This is a genomic window from Streptomyces sp. KMM 9044, assembly GCF_024701375.2.
Classification (GTDB): domain Bacteria; phylum Actinomycetota; class Actinomycetes; order Streptomycetales; family Streptomycetaceae; genus Streptomyces.
In genome coordinates this window covers 5001577-5018643 of record NZ_CP113910.1, presented here as the reverse complement: position 1 = coordinate 5018643, position 17067 = coordinate 5001577, and the positions used below count along the sequence as shown (strand labels likewise).

The window sequence follows — 17067 nt, the reverse complement described above, 5'->3', positions numbered from 1 at the left end:
CCTTCGTCGTCCGCACCCCGCGCCCGCGCCGGTCACTCGCAGGCCAGGGTGCGGGAGGCGGGCAGGGCGGCGGTGATGCGCGCCCGCTCGGGGGCGATGTCCTCCTCGCCGACGACCACCGCGTCCGGGACGGTGCCCTCGTGGGGCAGGCCGACCAGGACCCGGTCGCCGGTGTGCAGCCGGGGCCGGCCGGGGGCCCCGGTCAGGAAGGTGACCTCGCCGCGGTCCCCCGGTTTCGTGCCGGGCTCCGGCTTGTAGCCGCGGGTCACCTCCAGCGTGACCCGGTCCCGTCCGGCGCCGGGCACCGGCTCCACCTCCGCCACCGTGCCCTCGGCGACGAGCCGGGCGCAGGCGAGGTAGCGGGGGCTGCCGAACAGGACACCGGCCGGATCCCCGGCACCCGTCGACCGCTTGGCGTCCGCCGCCCTGTCGGCGGACTCGGCTGCCGACGAGGCGGTGTCGCCCTGCCCGGACCCCGTCACGAGCCAGCCCGTACCGAGGACCACCGAGGCGCCCGCCGCGGCGGCGAGCGCGCCGAGGGCGACCCGCGGGGGGCGGCGGGGCACCCGACGCGAGGGCAGGGGCGTCACCGGCGCGCGGGGGCCCGCCGCGGGGCTGCCACCGGGGGCGGCCGAAGTCCCGGTCCCGGCCGCCGGGGCAGCCTCCGGACCGCCGGCCCCCGGCCCCACGGCCTCCCCTCGCGCCGCCGGCGTCCCCACGGCTGCCAGCGTCTCCCCGATCAGTCCCAACTGCTGCCGCAGTACGGCGACATCGGTGACGGCCGCCTCCCGCGCGGCCATGAACGCCGGGTCCCGCCGGGCCGCCGCGGACAGCGGCTCGTCGAGGATCGCGGCCATGAGGGCGTCGTACTCGGTGCCGCCCTCGCCTTCGGCGGCGTTGTTCCGGTCGTCGTCGTGGACGCTCACGTCAGACCACCTCGTCCTCGTGCAGGCGGGCGCGCAGGGCCCGTACGGCCGTGTGCAGCCTGCTCTTGACCGTGCCCTCCGGCACGCCGAGCTGCTCGGCGATCGAGCGCACCGGAAGGTCGGCGTAGAAGCGCAGCACGACGACCTGGCGCTGGGCGTCGGGCAGCCCGTCCAGGCCGCGGGCGACAGCGAGGGAGAGCAGACGGGTCTCCTCGTCGGCCGGCGCCTCGGCGGGGCGCAGCGCGGCGAGGCGTTCGCCGAGCCGCTCCTGGCGTCGCCTGGCCCGGTGCCAGTCCATGGCGAGGTTGGAGGCGACGACGGCGGCCCAGGCCGAGACGTCCCGGGGCGCCTCCCGCCCGCTCGCGGCACGCTCCAGCAGCCGCAGCCGGACCTGCTGCACCCCGTCCGGCAGGTCGGTCTGCGGTACCCCGCCGAGCGCGAGCACCGCCCGTACCCGGCGTTCCTGCGCCGCGTCCAGCGGGTCGTCGTCCACGGCGCCGGACGCCTGCCGGCCACGTCGGATCCTTCCGCGCAGCACTGCCCACCCCCTCGCGCTGTTTCTCCTACGACGCCGGTGCCGCCCGGAACGTTCACCCGCCGCGTGAACCGGCCGCGAGCCGGGCAGAGGCGTACGTCACACCTCCGTGTGAGGAGAGTGGGGCGGGGCAGGGAACCTTGCGGCCGACCGCCCCCGACGACTGAATTCCTGCAGCTCAAAGAGGTGGCGACCGCAGGTCCGCGACCGGTGGGGGGGCCGGTGCGTCCCACTGTGCGGGCAGGGGGCGCACAGAACTGGACAGGCGGGCCATGGTCGGCCGCATGATGGAAATGCCCCGGCCGGCAGGCAATGGGCACATGTACGCCGTATACGTCGTATGACGCAGAACGCAGTGAGGGAGACGCCGTGAGGGTCGGAATCGTCGGAGCCACCGGTCAGGTGGGCACGGTCATGCGCAGCATCCTCAAGGAGCGGAACTTCCCGGTCACGGAGCTGCGCCTGTTCGCCTCGGCCCGCTCGGCGGGGACGGAGCTGGACGGCGTGACGGTGGAGGACGCGTCCACCGCCGACTACACCGGTCTGGACATCGTGCTGTTCTCGGCGGGCGGTACGACCTCGAAGGCGCTGGCCGAGAAGGTCGCCTCGCAGGGCGCGGTCGTGATCGACAACTCGTCCGCGTGGCGCAAGGACCCCGAGGTCCCGCTGGTCGTCTCCGAGGTGAACCCGGACGCGATCGCGGACCGCCCCAAGGGCATCATCGCCAACCCGAACTGCACCACGATGGCCGCGATGCCGGTGCTGCGTCCGCTGCACGACGAGGCGGGCCTGGACGCGCTGGTGGTCGCCACGTACCAGGCGGTGTCCGGTTCCGGTCTCGCGGGCGTGGCGGAGCTGCACGGCCAGAGCCAGAAGGTCGTCGCCGACGCCGACAGGCTGACCCACGACGGCGGCGCGGTCGACTTCCCGGAGCCGACCGTCTACAAGCGTCCCATCGCCTTCAACGTGCTGCCCCTCGCCGGCAACGTCGTGGACGACGGTCTCAACGAGACCGACGAGGAGCAGAAGCTGCGCAACGAGTCCCGCAAGATCCTGGGCATCCCCGGACTGAAGGTCTCCGGCACCTGCGTGCGCGTCCCGGTCTTCTCCGGGCACTCCCTCCAGATCAACGCCCGGTTCGCCCGCCCGATCAGCCCGGAGCGCGCGACCGGGCTGCTGGCCGACGCCCCCGGTGTCGTCGTCACCGACATCCCCACCCCGCTGCAGGCGGCGGGCCAGGACCCGTCCTACGTCGGCCGCATCCGCCGCGACGAGACGGTCGACAACGGCCTGGCCCTCTTCGTCTCCAACGACAACCTCCGCAAGGGCGCGGCCCTGAACGCCGTCCAGATCGCGGAACTGGTGGCGGCCGAGCTCAAGGGCTGACCGCTCCCGCTCGCCGAAGGGGGTCCACCCGGCCGGGGTGAGCCCCCTTCGGCATGCCGGCAGCGCCATGACCCCGGCCGGACAGGGCGCGGTTCCCGCACGCGAGAGCCCCGGAACCGCGGTCACCTCACCTGCCCGGTGATCCCGTCTCCGCTCACCTGATCCCGCAAACGCGCGCCCTCGCTCCCGTCCCACTCGGCGAACGCCTCCGAGTACTCCTGGTACTCCCGGTACTCCCGGTACTCCTGCTCGGGCTGCGCCTGCCGGAGTGGCCCGGGGTCCGGCGGGCGGTCGCTGTCGTCGTACACACCTCCCGGCTCAGGCACGGTCACCCGATCCGGATCTCGTAGCGCAGCCGCTGTCGCGAGGCCGGCACGACCATCACGTCCGCCTGGATCGGGCGGCCCCCACCGTCCAGCGTCACCCTGCTCAGTCCGATGCCCGGCTCGTCCTGGCCCATCCGCAGGATTTCGCGCTCCTCGGCGCCGGGCATGCGCGCGGGCACGTCCTCTCGCACCCACACCCCGGCGTGTCCCCGCTCGGCGAGGAAGGTCACCGCGCCGCCCGGAATCCTCCGCCTCTCGGTGAGACGGGCGCCCAGGGCGACGGCCGCCGGGGAGTACGTGTCGGTCAGCTCGTACGGTTCACCGTCGAGTCGGACGACTCTGCGGCGAACGACGGTCTCCTCGCCGACTCTGCTGCGCAATTACCCGGCGTGATGACGCCGTGCCGATACGGCCTTCAGAGCGCGTCGCAGATGCAGGCAGGCCGGGCGCGGCCGAGCCCTGAAAGCACGGCACGTGATCGCTCGCCGAATTGAGCAGCAGAGTCCTCGCCCCCAGCAAAGCCGAGCAGTGCGGCGATGCCGTCGGGAGCGGGCACCGCGCCGGCGTGCACGATGGTCTGGCTGCCCTTGCCGCCACGGGCTGCGGACCCGGCTTCCCAGGCGTCGGGCCGCCTCTTCTCACACGGCGTCGGATACGGCATCGAGGTACTGACCCACGTGCTCGCACTCACGATGTCCTCCTGCGGCGGACGCTCCGACACGGGCTTGACGCCTCACAGACGTGGGTGCCCCGGTTCCTTCCCCGCCGCCGGGTCGCTGCCCGTTTCTCCCGCCCGGCGGCGCAGGGGGGCGCAGGCCTCCGGGCCCTTGCCCGACCGGGCACGCCACCGGCGGGAAACGGACATCGCGTTCCGAGCCGGTGGCGTGGAAGGATGACGCAACCCACACATAACGAGGAGATGACCGCGTGCCTGGCACAAACCTGACTCGCGAAGAGGCGCAGCAGCGGGCGAAACTGCTGACCGTTGACTCGTACGAGGTCGATCTCGACCTCTCCGGCGCGCAGGAGGGCGGCACCTACCGGTCCGTGACCACGGTGCGCTTCGACGTCTCCGGGGACGGCGGGGACTCCTTCATCGACCTGGTGGCGCCCACCGTCCACGAGGTGACCCTCAACGGGGACGTCCTCGACCCCGCCGAGGTCTTCGAGGACTCCCGCATCGCCCTGCCCGGTCTGCTCCCGGGCCGCAACGTCCTGCGGGTGAGCGCCGACTGCGCGTACACCAACACCGGTGAGGGACTGCACCGGTTCGTGGACCCGGTGGACGACCAGGCCTATCTCTACACCCAGTTCGAGGTGCCGGACGCCCGCCGGGTGTTCGCGAGCTTCGAGCAGCCGGACCTCAAGGCGGCCTTCCGGTTCACCGTGAAGGCGCCGGACGGCTGGACCGTCGTCTCCAACTCGCCCACGCCCGAACCCCGTGACAACGTCTGGGAGTTCGAGCCGACCCCGCGGATGTCGACGTACGTCACGGCGCTCATCGTCGGCCCGTACCACTCCGTGCACAGCGTGTACGAGAAGGACGGCCAGTCGGTGCCGCTCGGCATCTACTGCCGGCCCTCGCTCGCCGAGTACCTCGACGCGGACGCGATCTTCGAGGTCACCCGGCAGGGCTTCGAGTGGTTCCAGGAGAAGTTCGACTACCCGTACCCCTTCGGGAAGTACGACCAGCTGTTCGTGCCGGAGTTCAACGCGGGCGCGATGGAGAACGCGGGCGCGGTGACCATCCGCGACCAGTACGTCTTCCGGTCGAAGGTGACGGACGCGGCGTACGAGGGGCGGGCCGCGACGATCCTGCACGAGCTGGCCCACATGTGGTTCGGCGACCTGGTCACCATGGAGTGGTGGAACGACCTGTGGCTGAACGAGTCGTTCGCCACCTACGCCGAGGCCGCCTGCCAGGCGGAGGCGCCGGGCTCGAAGTGGCCGCACTCGTGGACGACGTTCGCGAACTCCATGAAGACCTGGGCCTACCGCCAGGACCAGCTGCCGTCCACGCACCCGATCATGGCCGACATCCGTGACCTGGACGACGTGCTGGTCAACTTCGACGGCATCACGTACGCCAAGGGCGCCTCGGTCCTCAAGCAGCTGGTGGCGTACGTCGGCAAGGACGCGTTCTTCAGCGGCGTGCAGGCGTACTTCAAGCGCCACGCGTACGGCAACACGCGCCTGCCCGACCTGCTGGGCGCCTTGGAGGAGACCTCCGGCCGCGACCTGAGTGCCTGGTCGGAGAAGTGGCTGGAGACCGCCGGCATCAACGTCCTGCGCCCGGAGATCGAGACGGACGGCGCGGACGGTACGGGAACCATCACCTCCTTCGCCATCCGCCAGGAGGCCCCCGCGCTGCCCTCCGGCGCCAAGGGCGAGCCGGTCCTGCGCCCGCACCGGATCGCGGTCGGCCTGTACGACCTGGACGGGGCGAGCGGCAAGCTGGTGCGCGTGGACCGGGTCGAGCTGGACGTCGACGGCGAGCTGACGGCCGTACCGGAGCTCGTCGGCAGGGCCCGCCCGGACGTCGTGCTGCTCAACGACGACGACCTGTCGTACGCCAAGGTGCGGCTGGACGAGCGGTCGCTGGCCTTTGTCACCGGGCACCTGGGCGACTTCGAGGCGTCGCTGCCACGCGCGCTGAGCTGGGCTTCGGCCTGGGACATGACTCGCGACGCCGAACTGGCCACCCGCGACTACCTGTCGCTGGTGCTGTCGGGCATCGGCAAGGAGTCGGACATCGGCGTCGTGCAGTCGCTGCACCGCCAGGTGAAGCTGGCGATCGACCTGTACGCCGCCCCGTCCTCCCGCGAGGCGCTGCTCACCCACTGGACGGAGGCCACGCTGGCCCATGTGCGGGCCGCCGAGGCGGGCAGCGACCACCAGCTGGCGTGGGCGCGCGCGTTCGCCGCGACGGCGCGCAAGCCGGAGCAGCTGGACCTCCTGGAAAGCCTGCTGGACGGCACCCGGACGGTCGAAGGTCTGGCCGTCGACACCGAGCTGCGCTGGGCGTTCGTGCAGCGGCTCGCGGCGGTGGGCCGGTACGACGAGGCGGAGATCGCCTCGGAGTACGAGCGGGACCGTACGGCCGCCGGGGAGCGCCACGCCGCCACCGCGCGCGCCGCCCGGCCGACCGAGGAGGCCAAGGCCGAGGCGTGGGCGTCGGTCGTGGAGTCCGACAAGCTGCCGAACGCGGTCCAGGAGGCGGTCATCGCCGGCTTCGTCCAGACCGACCAGCGCGAACTGCTGGCGCCTTACACGGGCCGGTACTTCGAGGCACTGGCCGGTGTCTGGGAGTCCCGCTCGCACGAGATGGCCCAGCAGATCGCGGTCGGCCTCTACCCGGCGGTCCAGGTCTCCGAGGAGACCCTGGCCAGGACGGACGCATGGCTCACCGCGGCCGACCCGACCCCGGCCCTGCGCCGCCTCGTCTCGGAGTCCCGCGCAGGCGTGGAACGAGCCCTGCGCGCCCAGGCCGCGGACGCGGCGGCCGCAGGGGCGTAGCCCGTACGAGTGCCAGGGGCGTCCGGTGCCGTGCCGGGTGCCCCTGGTGTTCCTTCAGTCCTTCGAGGCACCTGAGCCGATCTCCGACGCCGCCCCCGTGCGCCAGGAGGCCTTCAGCCGGGGCGCCGGCGCGAGCTGGCCCGTCACCGTCGCGCCGAACGCCAGTGCCATGCCTGTCAGTTGGAGTGGAGTGAGGGTTTCGTCCAGGGCTGCCCAGCCGAGTACGGCCGCGGTCAGGGGTGAGAGGGGGCCCAGGAAGGTGACCTGGGTGGCGGTGAGGTGGCCCATGCCCCGGAACCAGAGGCAGTACGCGAGGGCCGTGTTCGCGAGGGCCAGGTAGAGGTAGCCGCCGACCGCCGGGGCGGCCAGGGCCGGCGGGGCACCCTCGACCAGCAGGGCGAGCGGGGCGACGAGCAGGCCGCCCGCGGTCAACTGCCAGCCGGCCAGGGCGAGGGGACCCACGCCCTCCGGGCGTCCCCAGCGTTTCGTCAGCACCGTGCCGGTGGACATGGACGCCACGGAGGCGAGCGCCGCCGCCACTCCGAGGGGGTCGAGCGCCCCCGCCGCCTTCAGGACGACCAGGCTCACCCCGAGCGCGGCCACCACCCCCGCGAGCAGCGTGCGTACGGTCGGGCGTTGGCCCAGCAGCGGCGCCGCGAGGCCGACCACGAACAACGGGCCCACCGAGCCGACCACCGCCGCCAGGCCGCCGGGCAGACGGTACGCGGAGAGGAACAGCAGCGGGAAGAACGCCCCGATGTTCAGCGCGCCGAGCGCCGCCGCCTTCCACCACCACACCCCCCTCGGCAGCACCCTGGCCAGTGCGAGCAGCAGCAGTCCGGCGGGCAGGGCGCGCATCAGGCCGGTGAAGAGGGGGCGGTCCGGCGGGAGCAGTTCGGTGGTGACGGCGTACGTGGTGCCCCAGGAGACGGGTGCCACGGCGGTGAGCAGGATCAGACCCGTCGCCCGCTTTCCCGCCGGCGCGGATCGGGTTGCGGTCATGGCCCGGGGCACCCCTTTCATCAGGTCAATGGTAAGTAGCTTAACAGCAAGCTACTTACCATCAAGCTTCTTTCTTGCGGGAGAGTGAGGACCGGCCGATACTCGACGCCATGAACGCACGCCCCGAGCAGCGCATGGACGGCACGGACGGCAGAGACCACAAGGACCCCGTGGACGCGATCGTCGAGCAGTGGGCCGGCGTCCGGCCCGATCTCGACACCACCGCCATGGAGGTCTTCGGCCGCGTCCACCGGATCTCGCGTGCCATGGGCGACCGCACCGAGAAGACGTACGCGCGGCACGGCATCGCCCGGGGCGAGTTCGACGTCCTCGCCACGCTGCGCCGCGCCGGTGAGCCCTACACGCTCTCGCCCCGTCAGCTCTCCGGCACCCTGATGCTCACCACCGGCGGAATGACCGGCCGCCTCGACAAGCTGGAGCGCGCGGGGCTGCTGCACCGCTCCCCCGACCCCCACGACCGCCGGGGCCTGCGCGTGACCCTCACCGAACAGGGGCTCACCGTCGTCGACCAGGCGGTCGGCGCGGGTCTCGCCGTCCAGACCGAGGCCCTGGCCGCCCTTCCCCCGGACCGCGCACGGCAGCTCACCGGCCTGCTCCGCGAACTGCTCCTCGCGACCGAGCGTTCAGAGCCGTAGGGCCGCAGGAAGGACCGCGCACGCCGAAGGCGCCGCCCCTGCCCGTACCGCGGAACGCGGGTACGGGCAGGGGCGGCGCCTTCGGGAAGAGTGCGGGACGACGGCCGGGTCAGGCCCTGGCGTCGGCCTTGATCCTGATGTTGGAGCTGGTCGTGTCCTTCTTCTTGTGCGACTTGTCGAGGACCATCACCAGGCCGGCGATGACCAGGAAGAGCACGATCGGGGCCACGACGTACAGGCCCAGCGTCTCGATCACGCTCAGGCCCGTGCCGGGGTCGTCGCCGTCGTCGCGGGTGAGCGCGAGCGCGGGGGACGTCATGAGCAGCATCATCAGCGTCGTACCGGCTGCCAGGGCGCCGGCGCGCAGGGCGTTCGTCTTGTCCACGGTGCCAACGTAGCGAACAGCCCTGGGGCCCGCGCGCCCGGGGTGGTTCACGAGACTCCGGCCGGCACGCACCTGCCCAGGTATGCGGCGTTTCGCCCCCGCGTCTCTCACCCGTCCGGCTCCGTGCCCCGCCCGTTCCGTCTCAGGGCTCCCCCTGTCCCCTCCGGCCGGTCGGTGCGGATACGGACCACGTCGAGCAGCGCGTGCAGCCTCGGGGACGTCGTCAGGTCCTCCAGGGTCATCGGGCGGCCCCGCGCGTCGGCGATCGGCAGGCGCCAGTTCGGGTACTGGTCCCAGGTTCCGGGGAGGTTCTGCGGGCGCCGGTCGCCGACACCGTCGGGGAGCCAGACGCCGATCATCCGGGCGGGGGTGCGCAGCAGGTAGCGGTGGACGGCCTGGACGCGTGCCTCCTCCCCCGTGGTGACGGCGCCCCCCGTGCCGGGGCCGCCGGGGCCCACCGGGCCGCCGGGGCCGTGCAGCAGGCCCAGTTCGGTCAGCAGGTCCAGCCACTCCGCCGTGTCGGCGGCGGCCTCCGCGCGCTCCTCCGCCAGGGGGCGGGTGAGCAGGCCGAGGCCGTCGCGGAGCTCGACGTGTTCGCCGGTGAGGCGGGACGCGGTGGGCGGCAGGTCGTGGGTGGTGACGGTGGCCAGGCAGTCGGCGCGCCAGGTCTCCGGAGGCAGCGGCCGGCGGTCGCCCTCCCAGGCCCGTTCGAACCAGAGCACCGACGTCCCGTACACCCCGCGTGCGCGCAGCGCCTCGCGTACGCCGGGCTCGACCGTGCCCAGGTCCTCGCCGATCACCGCAGCCCCGGCGCGGGAGGCCTCCAGGACGAGGACGGCGAGCATCGCCTCGGCGTCGTAGCGGACGTACGTGCCCTCGGTGGGCGGCTGCCCCCGGGACACCCACCAGAGCCGGAACAGCCCCATGACGTGGTCGATGCGCAGGGCGCCCGCGTACCGGAACAGGGCCTGGAGCAGGGCGCGGAACGGCGCGTAGCCACAGGCGGCGAGCCGGTCGGGGCGCCAGGGCGGCAGGCCCCAGTCCTGGCCGCGCGCGTTGAACGCGTCAGGGGGCGCGCCGACCGACATGCCGGCGGCGAGGACGTCCTGCTGGGCCCAGGCGTCGGAGCCCTCGGGGTGCACGCCGACCGCGAGGTCGTGGACGATCCCGAGCGGCATCCCGGCCTCGCGCGCGGCCTGCTGGGCCGCCCTGAGCTGGGTGTCGGTGAGCCAGGCCAGCCGGGAGTGGAAGTCGACGCGGGCCATCAGCTCGCGGCGGGCCCGCGCGGTCTCGGGCGAGCGCGGGTCGCGCAGTCCGGCCGGCCAGCCGTGCCAGTCGGGGCCGTGCACCTCGGCGAGCGCGCACCAGGTGGCGTGGTCCTCCAGGGCCTGGCCCTGTTCGGCGAGGAAGTCTCCGTAGGCGGCGCGGCGGCCGGGGCCGAGCGGCACCTCGTCCACCACTGCTTCGAGTGCGGCCTTCTTGGTCGCCCAGACGGCGTCCCGGTCGATCAGCGCGCCCTTGTCCAGCACCGCCTCGCGCAGCTCTGCGGCCCGCCGGAGCAGTTCCGGCATCCGGCCCCCCGTCCGGGCCCGGCCCTCGACTGCCTCCCCGGCCCCCACGTACGCGAACTCCGGAACGTCCTCGATCCGCAGGTGCACCGGGTCCGGGAAGCGTCGGGAGGAGGGACGGTACGGGGACGGGTCGGTCGGAGTGCCGGGGACGGCCGCGTGCAGCGGGTTGATCTGGACGAATCCGGCGCCGAGGGCGCGTCCGGCCCAGGCGGCGAGTTCGCCGAGGTCAGCGAGGTCGCCCATGCCCCAGGAGCGGCGGGAGAGGAGCGAGTACAGCTGGACGAGAAGCCCGCACGAACGGGCCGGGGGCGCGGGCAGCCGGGGCGGGGCGACGATCAGGTGGGCCTCGCCGGTGCGGCCGTCGGGCGCGGTGGCTCTCACCCGGTGCACGCCGGGCGGGAGGTCCGCGGCCGAGACGCGGGTCTCACCCTGCTCGGTGCGCACGAGCAACCGGGTGCCCTCGGGGAGCGCGCCCAGAGCGGGCGGCGTACCGGCGCCCCAGCCGACCGCGGTGGGCGGCAGCAGCCGCTCGGCCAGTTCCCGCTCGCGGGCGACGAGCGCGTCGCGGACGGCCTCGGGGGTCCCCGTGTCCACTCCGAGGGCGGCCAGGGCGAGGGTGACGGCGGTGACCGAGACGGCGACCGTACGGTCCGGCGAGGGGTTGTAGGAGGTGGCGACGCCGTACAGGGCGGCGAGCCGGGAGAGGTCTTCCGAGGGGCCGGAGGGCGGCCCGGCCGACGGCCCGGGAAGCTCGGAGGGGGCGGAGGGCGGCTCGGCCGGTCCGGGCGCGGCCACTAGGGCTCCGGGACGTACTGCGCCGGGAAGGAGTCGAGTCCGGTGGCGTCCATGGCGGCATCGGACTCACTGGTCAGGGGGGCGGCGTCGGCCAGCGGGGGCTCGCTGGTGAGGGGTTCGGCGTCGAGCAGCGGGGGCTCGCTGGTGAGCGGGACCCCCGCGCACGGACCCTCCGCGCTGAAGACGCAGGCCTGCAGGCCCTCGGCCTCCGCGCTGTGCAGGTCTTCGAAGGCGGCGGACGGCTCCGCCCCGGGTTTGGACATGGGCGGAGCCAGAAGGAACGCGGGTGCAGCAGCCACGGAGGGCCTCCTCGTCGTTACGGTTCGTGTACGGATGCGCCGTTCGGCGCGTTCCTCGCTGCCCCTACCCAGCGGACGCGAAGGCAGGCATCCCAATCCGTACAACGTGCTCCTGCTCACATGGTGTTCCCGTTCCCACGCCTCGCATGCGGACAAACCCGCCACAACGGCCACTCCCGTTGACACGCCCGGAGCACAATGGTGGGCTCCGGGCGTACCAATGGATGATCAGGACAGTTCCGCCTCCCCGGGAGGAACCTTGCAGCTACGGCGCGGGAAGAGCGCGGTCGCTCTCGCGTTCGCGGTCGTCGCCGGAACTCTGGGCGTCGCGCCCGTATCGGTGGCGGCGCCGTCCGTTCCCGGGACGACCGCGTCCCCCGTTCCCGACCGGGCCGAGGCGGGCCTGGCCGTCTGGCCCCGCCCCCAGTCCCTGCGGGCCGACGGCGCCCCGGTCGCGGTGACCGCCGAGGTCGCGCTGACCGCCGACCCGTCGGCCGACCCCCGTGCCGTCGCCGCCCTGCGGGAGCTACTGCGGGAAGCCGGCGCACGCCGGTTCACCGCCCCGGAGGCAAGGTGCCCGCAGGGGCGCTCGTGGTGCGGATGGGCGCGGACCGGCCGGCGGGCTCCCGCCAGCAGGACCTCCGTTCCCTTCCCTCCGGCGGCTACACGCTGAGTGTCGTCGAGGAGGCGGTCACCCTCGCCGGGGCGGGCGAGGACGGCCTGTTCCACGCCGTCCAGACGCTGCGGCAGCTCCTGCGCCCCGACGGCACCTTCACCGCCGCCGTCGTACGCGACTGGCCGGGCACCGCCGTGCGCGGCATCACCGAGGGCTTCTACGGCACCCCGTGGACGCACCGGCAGCGGCTGGACCAGCTGGACTTCATGGGCCGCACCAAGCAGAACCGGTACCTGTACGCGTCCGGCGACGACCTCCACCGGCAGGCCCGCTGGCGCGAGCCGTATCCGGACCGACAGCGCGCCCAGTTCCGGGAGCTGGCGGAGCGGGCCCGGAACAACCACGTCACGCTCGGCTGGGCGGTGTCGCCGGGCCAGGCGATGTGCTTCGCCTCGGACAACGACCTGCGGGCGCTGACCCGCAAGCTGGACGCGATGTGGGCACTGGGCTTCCGCGCCTTCCACTTCCAGCTGCAGTTCCAGGACGTCAGCTACAGCGAGTGGCACTGCGGCGCGGACGCGGACCTCTTCGGCTCCGGCCCGGACGCCGCCGCACGCGCCCAGGCGTACGTGGCGAACGCGGTGGCCCGCCACCTGGCGGACCGCCACCCCGGTTCCGCCGCGCTGTCGTTGATGCCGACCGAGTACTACGAGGAGGGGGCGACCGAGTACCGGCGGGCCCTCTCGGACGCCCTGGACTCCGGGGTGGAGGTGGCGTGGACCGGGGTCGGGGTGGTGCCGAGCACCATCACCGGCGGCGACCTGGCCGAGGCACGGCAGGTGTTCGCGCGCCCGCTGGTGACCATGGACAACTACCCGGTCAACGACTTCGCCCCCGGCCGGATCTTCCTCGGCCCCTACCAGGGCCGCGAGCCCGCCGTGGCCGCCGGTTCGGCCGCCCTCCTCTCGAACGCGATGGAGCAGCCCGAGGCGTCCCGCATCCCCCTGTTCACGGCCACCGACTTCGCGTGGAACCCGCGCGACTACCACCCCCAGGAGTCCTGGCGGGCCGCGATCGCGGATCTCGCGGGCGGCGACCCCGAGCTGGACGAGGCGCTGTCCACGCTGGCGGGCAACGACGCGTCCTCGGTCCTCGGCGCCGAGGAGTCGGCGTACCTGCGGCCGTTGCTGAAGGAGTTCTGGCGGACCCGCGCGGACGCCGGCGGCGACGACGGCCGCGCGGCCGAGAAGCGGCTGCGCGCGGCCTTCACGGTACTGCGTGAACTGCCCGACACCCTGGCCGGCCACCCGCGCACCGCCTCCCTCGCCACCGAGGTCGCCCCCTGGGCCGGCCGGCTGGCCCGGTACGGGGAGGCCGGGATCACCGCGCTGGACATGCTGCGCGCGCAGGAGTCCGACGACGCGGGCGCCGCCTGGACCGCGTACCGGAAGCTGGCCGGGCAGCGGGCGGGACTGAAGCCGGCCCGGGTGACGGTCGGCAAGGGCGTCCTGGACCCGTTCCTGGACCGGGCGCGGAACGCGTACGAGACCTGGGCGGGCATCGGCCGCGAGGCGACCGCCGGGTCCGGCGGCCGGACGGACGACGGCGTGCTCCAGCTGCCGCGGGTCCGGGACCTGAGCACGGTGACGGTCCTGGCCGAGCCAGGCACCGCGGGGACCGTCGAGATCCACGCCCCGGGCGCGGGCTGGCGCAGCCTGGGCACACTGGCCGCGTCCGGCGCCACCGAGCTGCGGGTGGACGGCCCGGCCGGCGCCGTCCGCGTCACCGGCACGGACGCCTCCCGGGTACGGCACGTCGTGCCGTGGTTCACGGACGAGCCCGACGCCTCACTGAAGCTGCCGGACCTCGCGGACGGAACCCTGGACACCGACATCGGCGGCACCCGCCGGCTGACGGCCACACTGGGCTCGCTGCTGCCCGGGGAGGTGCGCGGCAAGGTGACCGTCGAGGCGCCGAAGGGCGTGAAGGTGGGCATCCCGAAGAACACCCCGACCGTCCCGCGCGGCACGCCCGTGGAGGTGCCGGTCGAGGTGACGGTGGCGCCGGGGACACCGACCCGGTCGTACGAGGTGCGGCTCGGATTCGGCGGGGCGACCCGGCCCCTGACGGTCAACGCCGTCCCGCGCACCGCAGGCCCCGACCTGGCCCGTACCGGCACGGCGACCTCCTCGGCCGAAGAGACGCCCGACTTCCCCGCCTCGACGGCGAACGACGGGGACCCCGGGACACGTTGGTCTGAACCGCGCCGGGTGTGCCGGCCACGGTCACCCCGGGCACGTTGGCCAGGGACACGCACACTGGTGCGGCGTACTCGTCCACACCCAGTTCCCGGCGCGCGACATCCTCCGGCGGGTGGCCGGTGGGCCGGTGCTTGGTCGGCGTGGTCAGCGGGTCGGAGCGCACGACACGGATCACTACCTTGCCGGGGCCGTCCGGCAGGACGGAGACCCGCGTGCACCGCCAGGCGTCGGCCAGGAAGCGTGCCGCCTTCTGGTACTCCTCCAGCCCGACCTGCGGCAGGGGCCTGGCCCGGACGATCACGCCGAACCGGTCCGGCTTGACCTTGATCTTCGGAGTCAGTATCCGGGGCGCGGGGGCGGGACTGTCCTTCTGGGCGGTGAGCTGCGCGAGCAGGCCCGGCGTCTTGTCGGTGACCGTCAGCCCGGCCATCCGCGCCAGGCGCACCCAGCCCCAGCGCACCCGCACGGCCTGCCGCATGCTGACCCGCGTGCCCCGGTCGGCGCGTGCGTAGCGCACCACGACCAGCAGCAGCGTCAGACTGACCAGCACGGCCACGACCAGCAACACCTGCGGCGAGTGATCGGTCAGGTTCTCCACGTCAGTCCCCCTCGGTCGCGCGTATCAGGTGAAGCACGTCGGCCAGGTCGAGCCCGGCCGCGTCCGCCGGGGTCAGGCCGAGCCGGGCGAGCACTGCACCGGACGCGGAGAACGTGGCCTTGCCCTCGGTGCCCGCCAGGGGCCGCAGCGCATGCAGCTCCCGCTGCGGCCCCTGAGTGCCGAAGCCGGTCACTGCGCGGCCTCCGCTGCGAACAGCTCCAGGCGGGCGGCGCGGTAGGCGACGCCGTCGGAGAGCTGCCCGTTGAAGATCCGCGCCCACGGGGTGGCGAACAGCTCCACCGGCCGCACCATCACGCCTGCGGCGACAGGGTGAGCTGTTCAGAGTTTCTTTACTTGATCAAGGCGGCCCCCGCCCGCCAGGGCCTGGCCGCCATCGCCGACTGCCCCACCGTCGAGCGAGCCGACGCTCGTGCCGAGTGTCGGCGGGCTGCCGGTCCCGGGCGTGCGCGGGGCTCAACCTGGCACCGCCGGGAGCAAGTTGTGGGCGTGAGCACTTGCGCGTCGCACAGCAGGTTGTCGCCTACGACCGTCCTACGGCCGGACCGCAGGCACAGGACCGACCAGGGGCCGACCCTTCACGTCCGTCGCGCAGGCGTGCCGGGGGCGGCGGCCGGTCCCGCCCCCGGCGGGGAGCGATGCCCCCGGCGGCCCGCTGTCGGCAGACCCCTCTCCGCCCGGTCTCCGCGCCGCCGGACCGGCAAGCGCACCGACCCCGCCCCGACGGCCTGCCCGGCGAACGGGTCGCCGGGGGAAGCACCGGACAGGACATCGGTCCAAGACCCTGCCGACCCCTGCGCGCTCGGGCACGTCAGCGCGGCGGCCCGGCTACGGCAGCAGAGTGAATGCCGGGAGGTGACTCGGGCGCACCACGCTGAAGTGGCGGCGGTCCAGGGTGGCGATGTTGACCGCGCGGTACTTCTCGGCGACCGCGACGACGAAGGCGTCGGCGGTGCCCAGGGGCAGGCTCGCGTACTGCTCGACCAGGTCGGCGGCCCGGCTGACCTCGGAGGAGGTCACGAGCACCAGTTCGTAGACGCCGTCCGCGACGTCGCGCAGAAAATCGGCCTCCGCCTTGGCCCCGGCGCGAGTGGCGAGCATGTAACCGATCTCGGTCAGCAGTGGGGCGGGCAGCAGGAGCGGGCCGGGGAAGTTCTGGAGCAGGTCGACGCACTGCAGGTGGTAGTCGTCCTTGCGGTTGGCGGCTGCCACCACGGGGCCGGTGTCGATGACGATCACGCGCTCCGGGGCTCCTCACCGGCCCAGGCGTCGCGGACGATCTCCTTGGAGCGGACCGCAAGGTCGGGTTCGCCGTCGAAGACGCCGGTCGTGCGGAACCGGCGACGGGGCCGCTCGCCGCGCTCCACTTCCGCCCACTGCCGCAGCAGCTCTATGGCATCGGACAGCCGGTCCTCCGGCACCGCGTCGAGCAGCCGGTGTGCTTCCTCGCGTACGGTCATGCGCTCAGTGTAGGGCCCGCAGCCGCCGTCGGCCCAGGAGTTGCCGGGCCGCTCCGCTGCTTCGTGGTGGTCTGCACCTCTGACGGCAGCGCTGACGGCAACAACCACGGACACCAGGGCACAGCCACGGCCGCCAGCGGAGCACGAAACCGTCGATGACCTGTGAAAACGCAGGTGGGGAGGGGTCGCCTAGCACACGTACTATGTGCTGGCGGGACAGACTCCGGTCCTCGTGCACAATTCGGGTGGACTCTGTCCGGAAATCCTGGACGAGACCTACAAGTCGGCGAGTACGCCAGCAAAGCTGGAGCATGTTATCGACCCGGAGAAGCATGGCTTCGCTGACCTAGTCGCTCGTTCTGGCGGCCGCGAGCAGGCAATGCGACGTATCGTGGACAGTCTGGGAGATGTAAGCGACCTTCCGACAGCGGGGCGATTTGAAGTGGGTCGAGTCATTGATGGTGAGAACGTGACTATTCGAGGAGCTGTCGTAAACGGCGTTCCGAGAATCGGCACGGCGTTCAACCCCGATAAGTTCCCTGGAGGCAAGTAGATGCGGGTTCCCGTTGAACCGCGCCCGCTGACCAGTAAGGAGCGGGCAGTAGCGGAGCAGATTCTGCAACTGGACTTCCCTGGAGCGGCAGAGCTCCGCCATCAGCTTGATTGGGTTCGGGTGGTGGCCCTGTGGGGATCCAATTCTGCAAGTGTTGACTTGCG

The 17067-nt window shown here is 73.2% G+C and carries 15 protein-coding genes and 1 pseudogene; 4 read left to right on the top strand and 12 right to left on the bottom strand.

The window, feature by feature from the left end:
* Positions 1 to 32: 32 nt before the first annotated feature.
* Positions 33 to 926 (bottom strand): hypothetical protein, encoded by an 894-nt coding sequence (locus tag HUV60_RS22610; protein ID WP_257849061.1) that lies wholly within the window; start codon positions 924 to 926, stop codon positions 33 to 35.
* A gap of 1 nt (position 927) precedes the next feature.
* Positions 928 to 1464: an RNA polymerase sigma factor gene (locus HUV60_RS22605; protein ID WP_257849060.1), complete on the bottom strand. Its 537-nt coding sequence runs from the start codon at positions 1462 to 1464 to the stop codon at positions 928 to 930.
* A 366-nt stretch (positions 1465 to 1830) separates the two neighbouring features.
* On the opposite strand from HUV60_RS22605, the gene HUV60_RS22600 reads away from it, so the two are divergent.
* Positions 1831 to 2847 (top strand): aspartate-semialdehyde dehydrogenase, encoded by a 1017-nt coding sequence (locus tag HUV60_RS22600; protein ID WP_257849059.1) that lies wholly within the window; start codon positions 1831 to 1833, stop codon positions 2845 to 2847.
* Between the two features lie 122 nt (positions 2848 to 2969).
* Here the strand turns inward: HUV60_RS22600 and HUV60_RS22595 are convergent, their stop codons facing one another.
* Genes HUV60_RS22595 through HUV60_RS22585 form a run of 3 tightly spaced genes read right to left on the bottom strand, consistent with a single transcriptional unit; the run spans position 2970 to position 3864 of the window.
* Positions 2970 to 3173, bottom strand: coding sequence for a hypothetical protein (locus HUV60_RS22595; protein ID WP_257849058.1), 204 nt, complete (start codon positions 3171 to 3173; stop codon positions 2970 to 2972).
* Positions 3174 to 3175: 2 nt separating this feature from the next.
* Complete coding sequence (locus HUV60_RS22590; RefSeq protein ID WP_331462015.1) at positions 3176 to 3553, bottom strand: UTRA domain-containing protein; 378 nt, start codon at positions 3551 to 3553, stop codon at positions 3176 to 3178.
* A 35-nt stretch (positions 3554 to 3588) separates the two neighbouring features.
* On the bottom strand, positions 3589 to 3864 hold the full coding sequence (locus HUV60_RS22585) for a hypothetical protein (protein WP_257849057.1): 276 nt from the start codon (positions 3862 to 3864) through the stop codon (positions 3589 to 3591).
* A 236-nt stretch (positions 3865 to 4100) separates the two neighbouring features.
* Here HUV60_RS22585 and pepN point away from each other — a divergent pair, with 236 nt between their 5' ends.
* Entirely contained in the window at positions 4101 to 6689 is a 2589-nt protein-coding gene (pepN, locus tag HUV60_RS22580) for an aminopeptidase N (protein ID WP_257849056.1), read from the top strand.
* A 54-nt stretch (positions 6690 to 6743) separates the two neighbouring features.
* On the opposite strand, the gene HUV60_RS22575 is transcribed toward pepN, so the two are convergent.
* A complete protein-coding gene (locus tag HUV60_RS22575) occupies positions 6744 to 7691 on the bottom strand; it encodes an EamA family transporter (RefSeq protein ID WP_257849052.1) in 948 nt (315 codons plus the stop codon).
* A gap of 110 nt (positions 7692 to 7801) precedes the next feature.
* Here HUV60_RS22575 and HUV60_RS22570 point away from each other — a divergent pair, with 110 nt between their 5' ends.
* Positions 7802 to 8347 carry a MarR family winged helix-turn-helix transcriptional regulator gene (locus HUV60_RS22570; RefSeq protein ID WP_257849050.1) on the top strand — a complete coding sequence of 182 codons (546 nt, stop codon included), beginning with the start codon at positions 7802 to 7804 and terminating at the stop codon, positions 8345 to 8347.
* Positions 8348 to 8456: 109 nt separating this feature from the next.
* Here the strand turns inward: HUV60_RS22570 and HUV60_RS22565 are convergent, their stop codons facing one another.
* From HUV60_RS22565 to HUV60_RS22555, 3 genes are all read right to left on the bottom strand, one after another.
* Positions 8457 to 8732, bottom strand: a complete 276-nt coding sequence (locus HUV60_RS22565; protein ID WP_257849048.1) for a hypothetical protein — start codon at positions 8730 to 8732, stop codon at positions 8457 to 8459.
* A 107-nt stretch (positions 8733 to 8839) separates the two neighbouring features.
* Positions 8840 to 11098, bottom strand: coding sequence for a 4-alpha-glucanotransferase (gene malQ / locus HUV60_RS22560; RefSeq protein WP_443047382.1), 2259 nt, complete (start codon positions 11096 to 11098; stop codon positions 8840 to 8842).
* Entirely contained in the window at positions 11098 to 11361 is a 264-nt protein-coding gene (locus tag HUV60_RS22555) for a hypothetical protein (RefSeq protein ID WP_042172227.1), read from the bottom strand. Before HUV60_RS22555 ends, malQ begins: the two co-directional genes overlap by 1 nt.
* A gap of 295 nt (positions 11362 to 11656) precedes the next feature.
* On the opposite strand from HUV60_RS22555, the pseudogene HUV60_RS22550 reads away from it, so the two are divergent.
* Positions 11657 to 14277: pseudogene (locus HUV60_RS22550) on the top strand (beta-N-acetylglucosaminidase domain-containing protein); the annotation flags it as partial.
* A 596-nt stretch (positions 14278 to 14873) separates the two neighbouring features.
* Here HUV60_RS22550 and HUV60_RS22545 read toward each other — a convergent pair.
* The 3 genes from HUV60_RS22545 to HUV60_RS22535 all read right to left on the bottom strand — a co-directional run bounded on the left by HUV60_RS22545 (position 14874) and on the right by HUV60_RS22535 (position 16350).
* Entirely contained in the window at positions 14874 to 15065 is a 192-nt protein-coding gene (locus HUV60_RS22545) for a hypothetical protein (RefSeq protein ID WP_257849046.1), read from the bottom strand.
* Positions 15066 to 15718: 653 nt separating this feature from the next.
* Positions 15719 to 16129: a type II toxin-antitoxin system VapC family toxin gene (locus tag HUV60_RS22540; protein WP_257849044.1), complete on the bottom strand. Its 411-nt coding sequence runs from the start codon at positions 16127 to 16129 to the stop codon at positions 15719 to 15721.
* Entirely contained in the window at positions 16126 to 16350 is a 225-nt protein-coding gene (locus tag HUV60_RS22535; protein WP_257849043.1) for a hypothetical protein, read from the bottom strand. Before HUV60_RS22535 ends, HUV60_RS22540 begins: the two co-directional genes overlap by 4 nt.
* Positions 16351 to 17067: the final 717 nt, after the last annotated feature.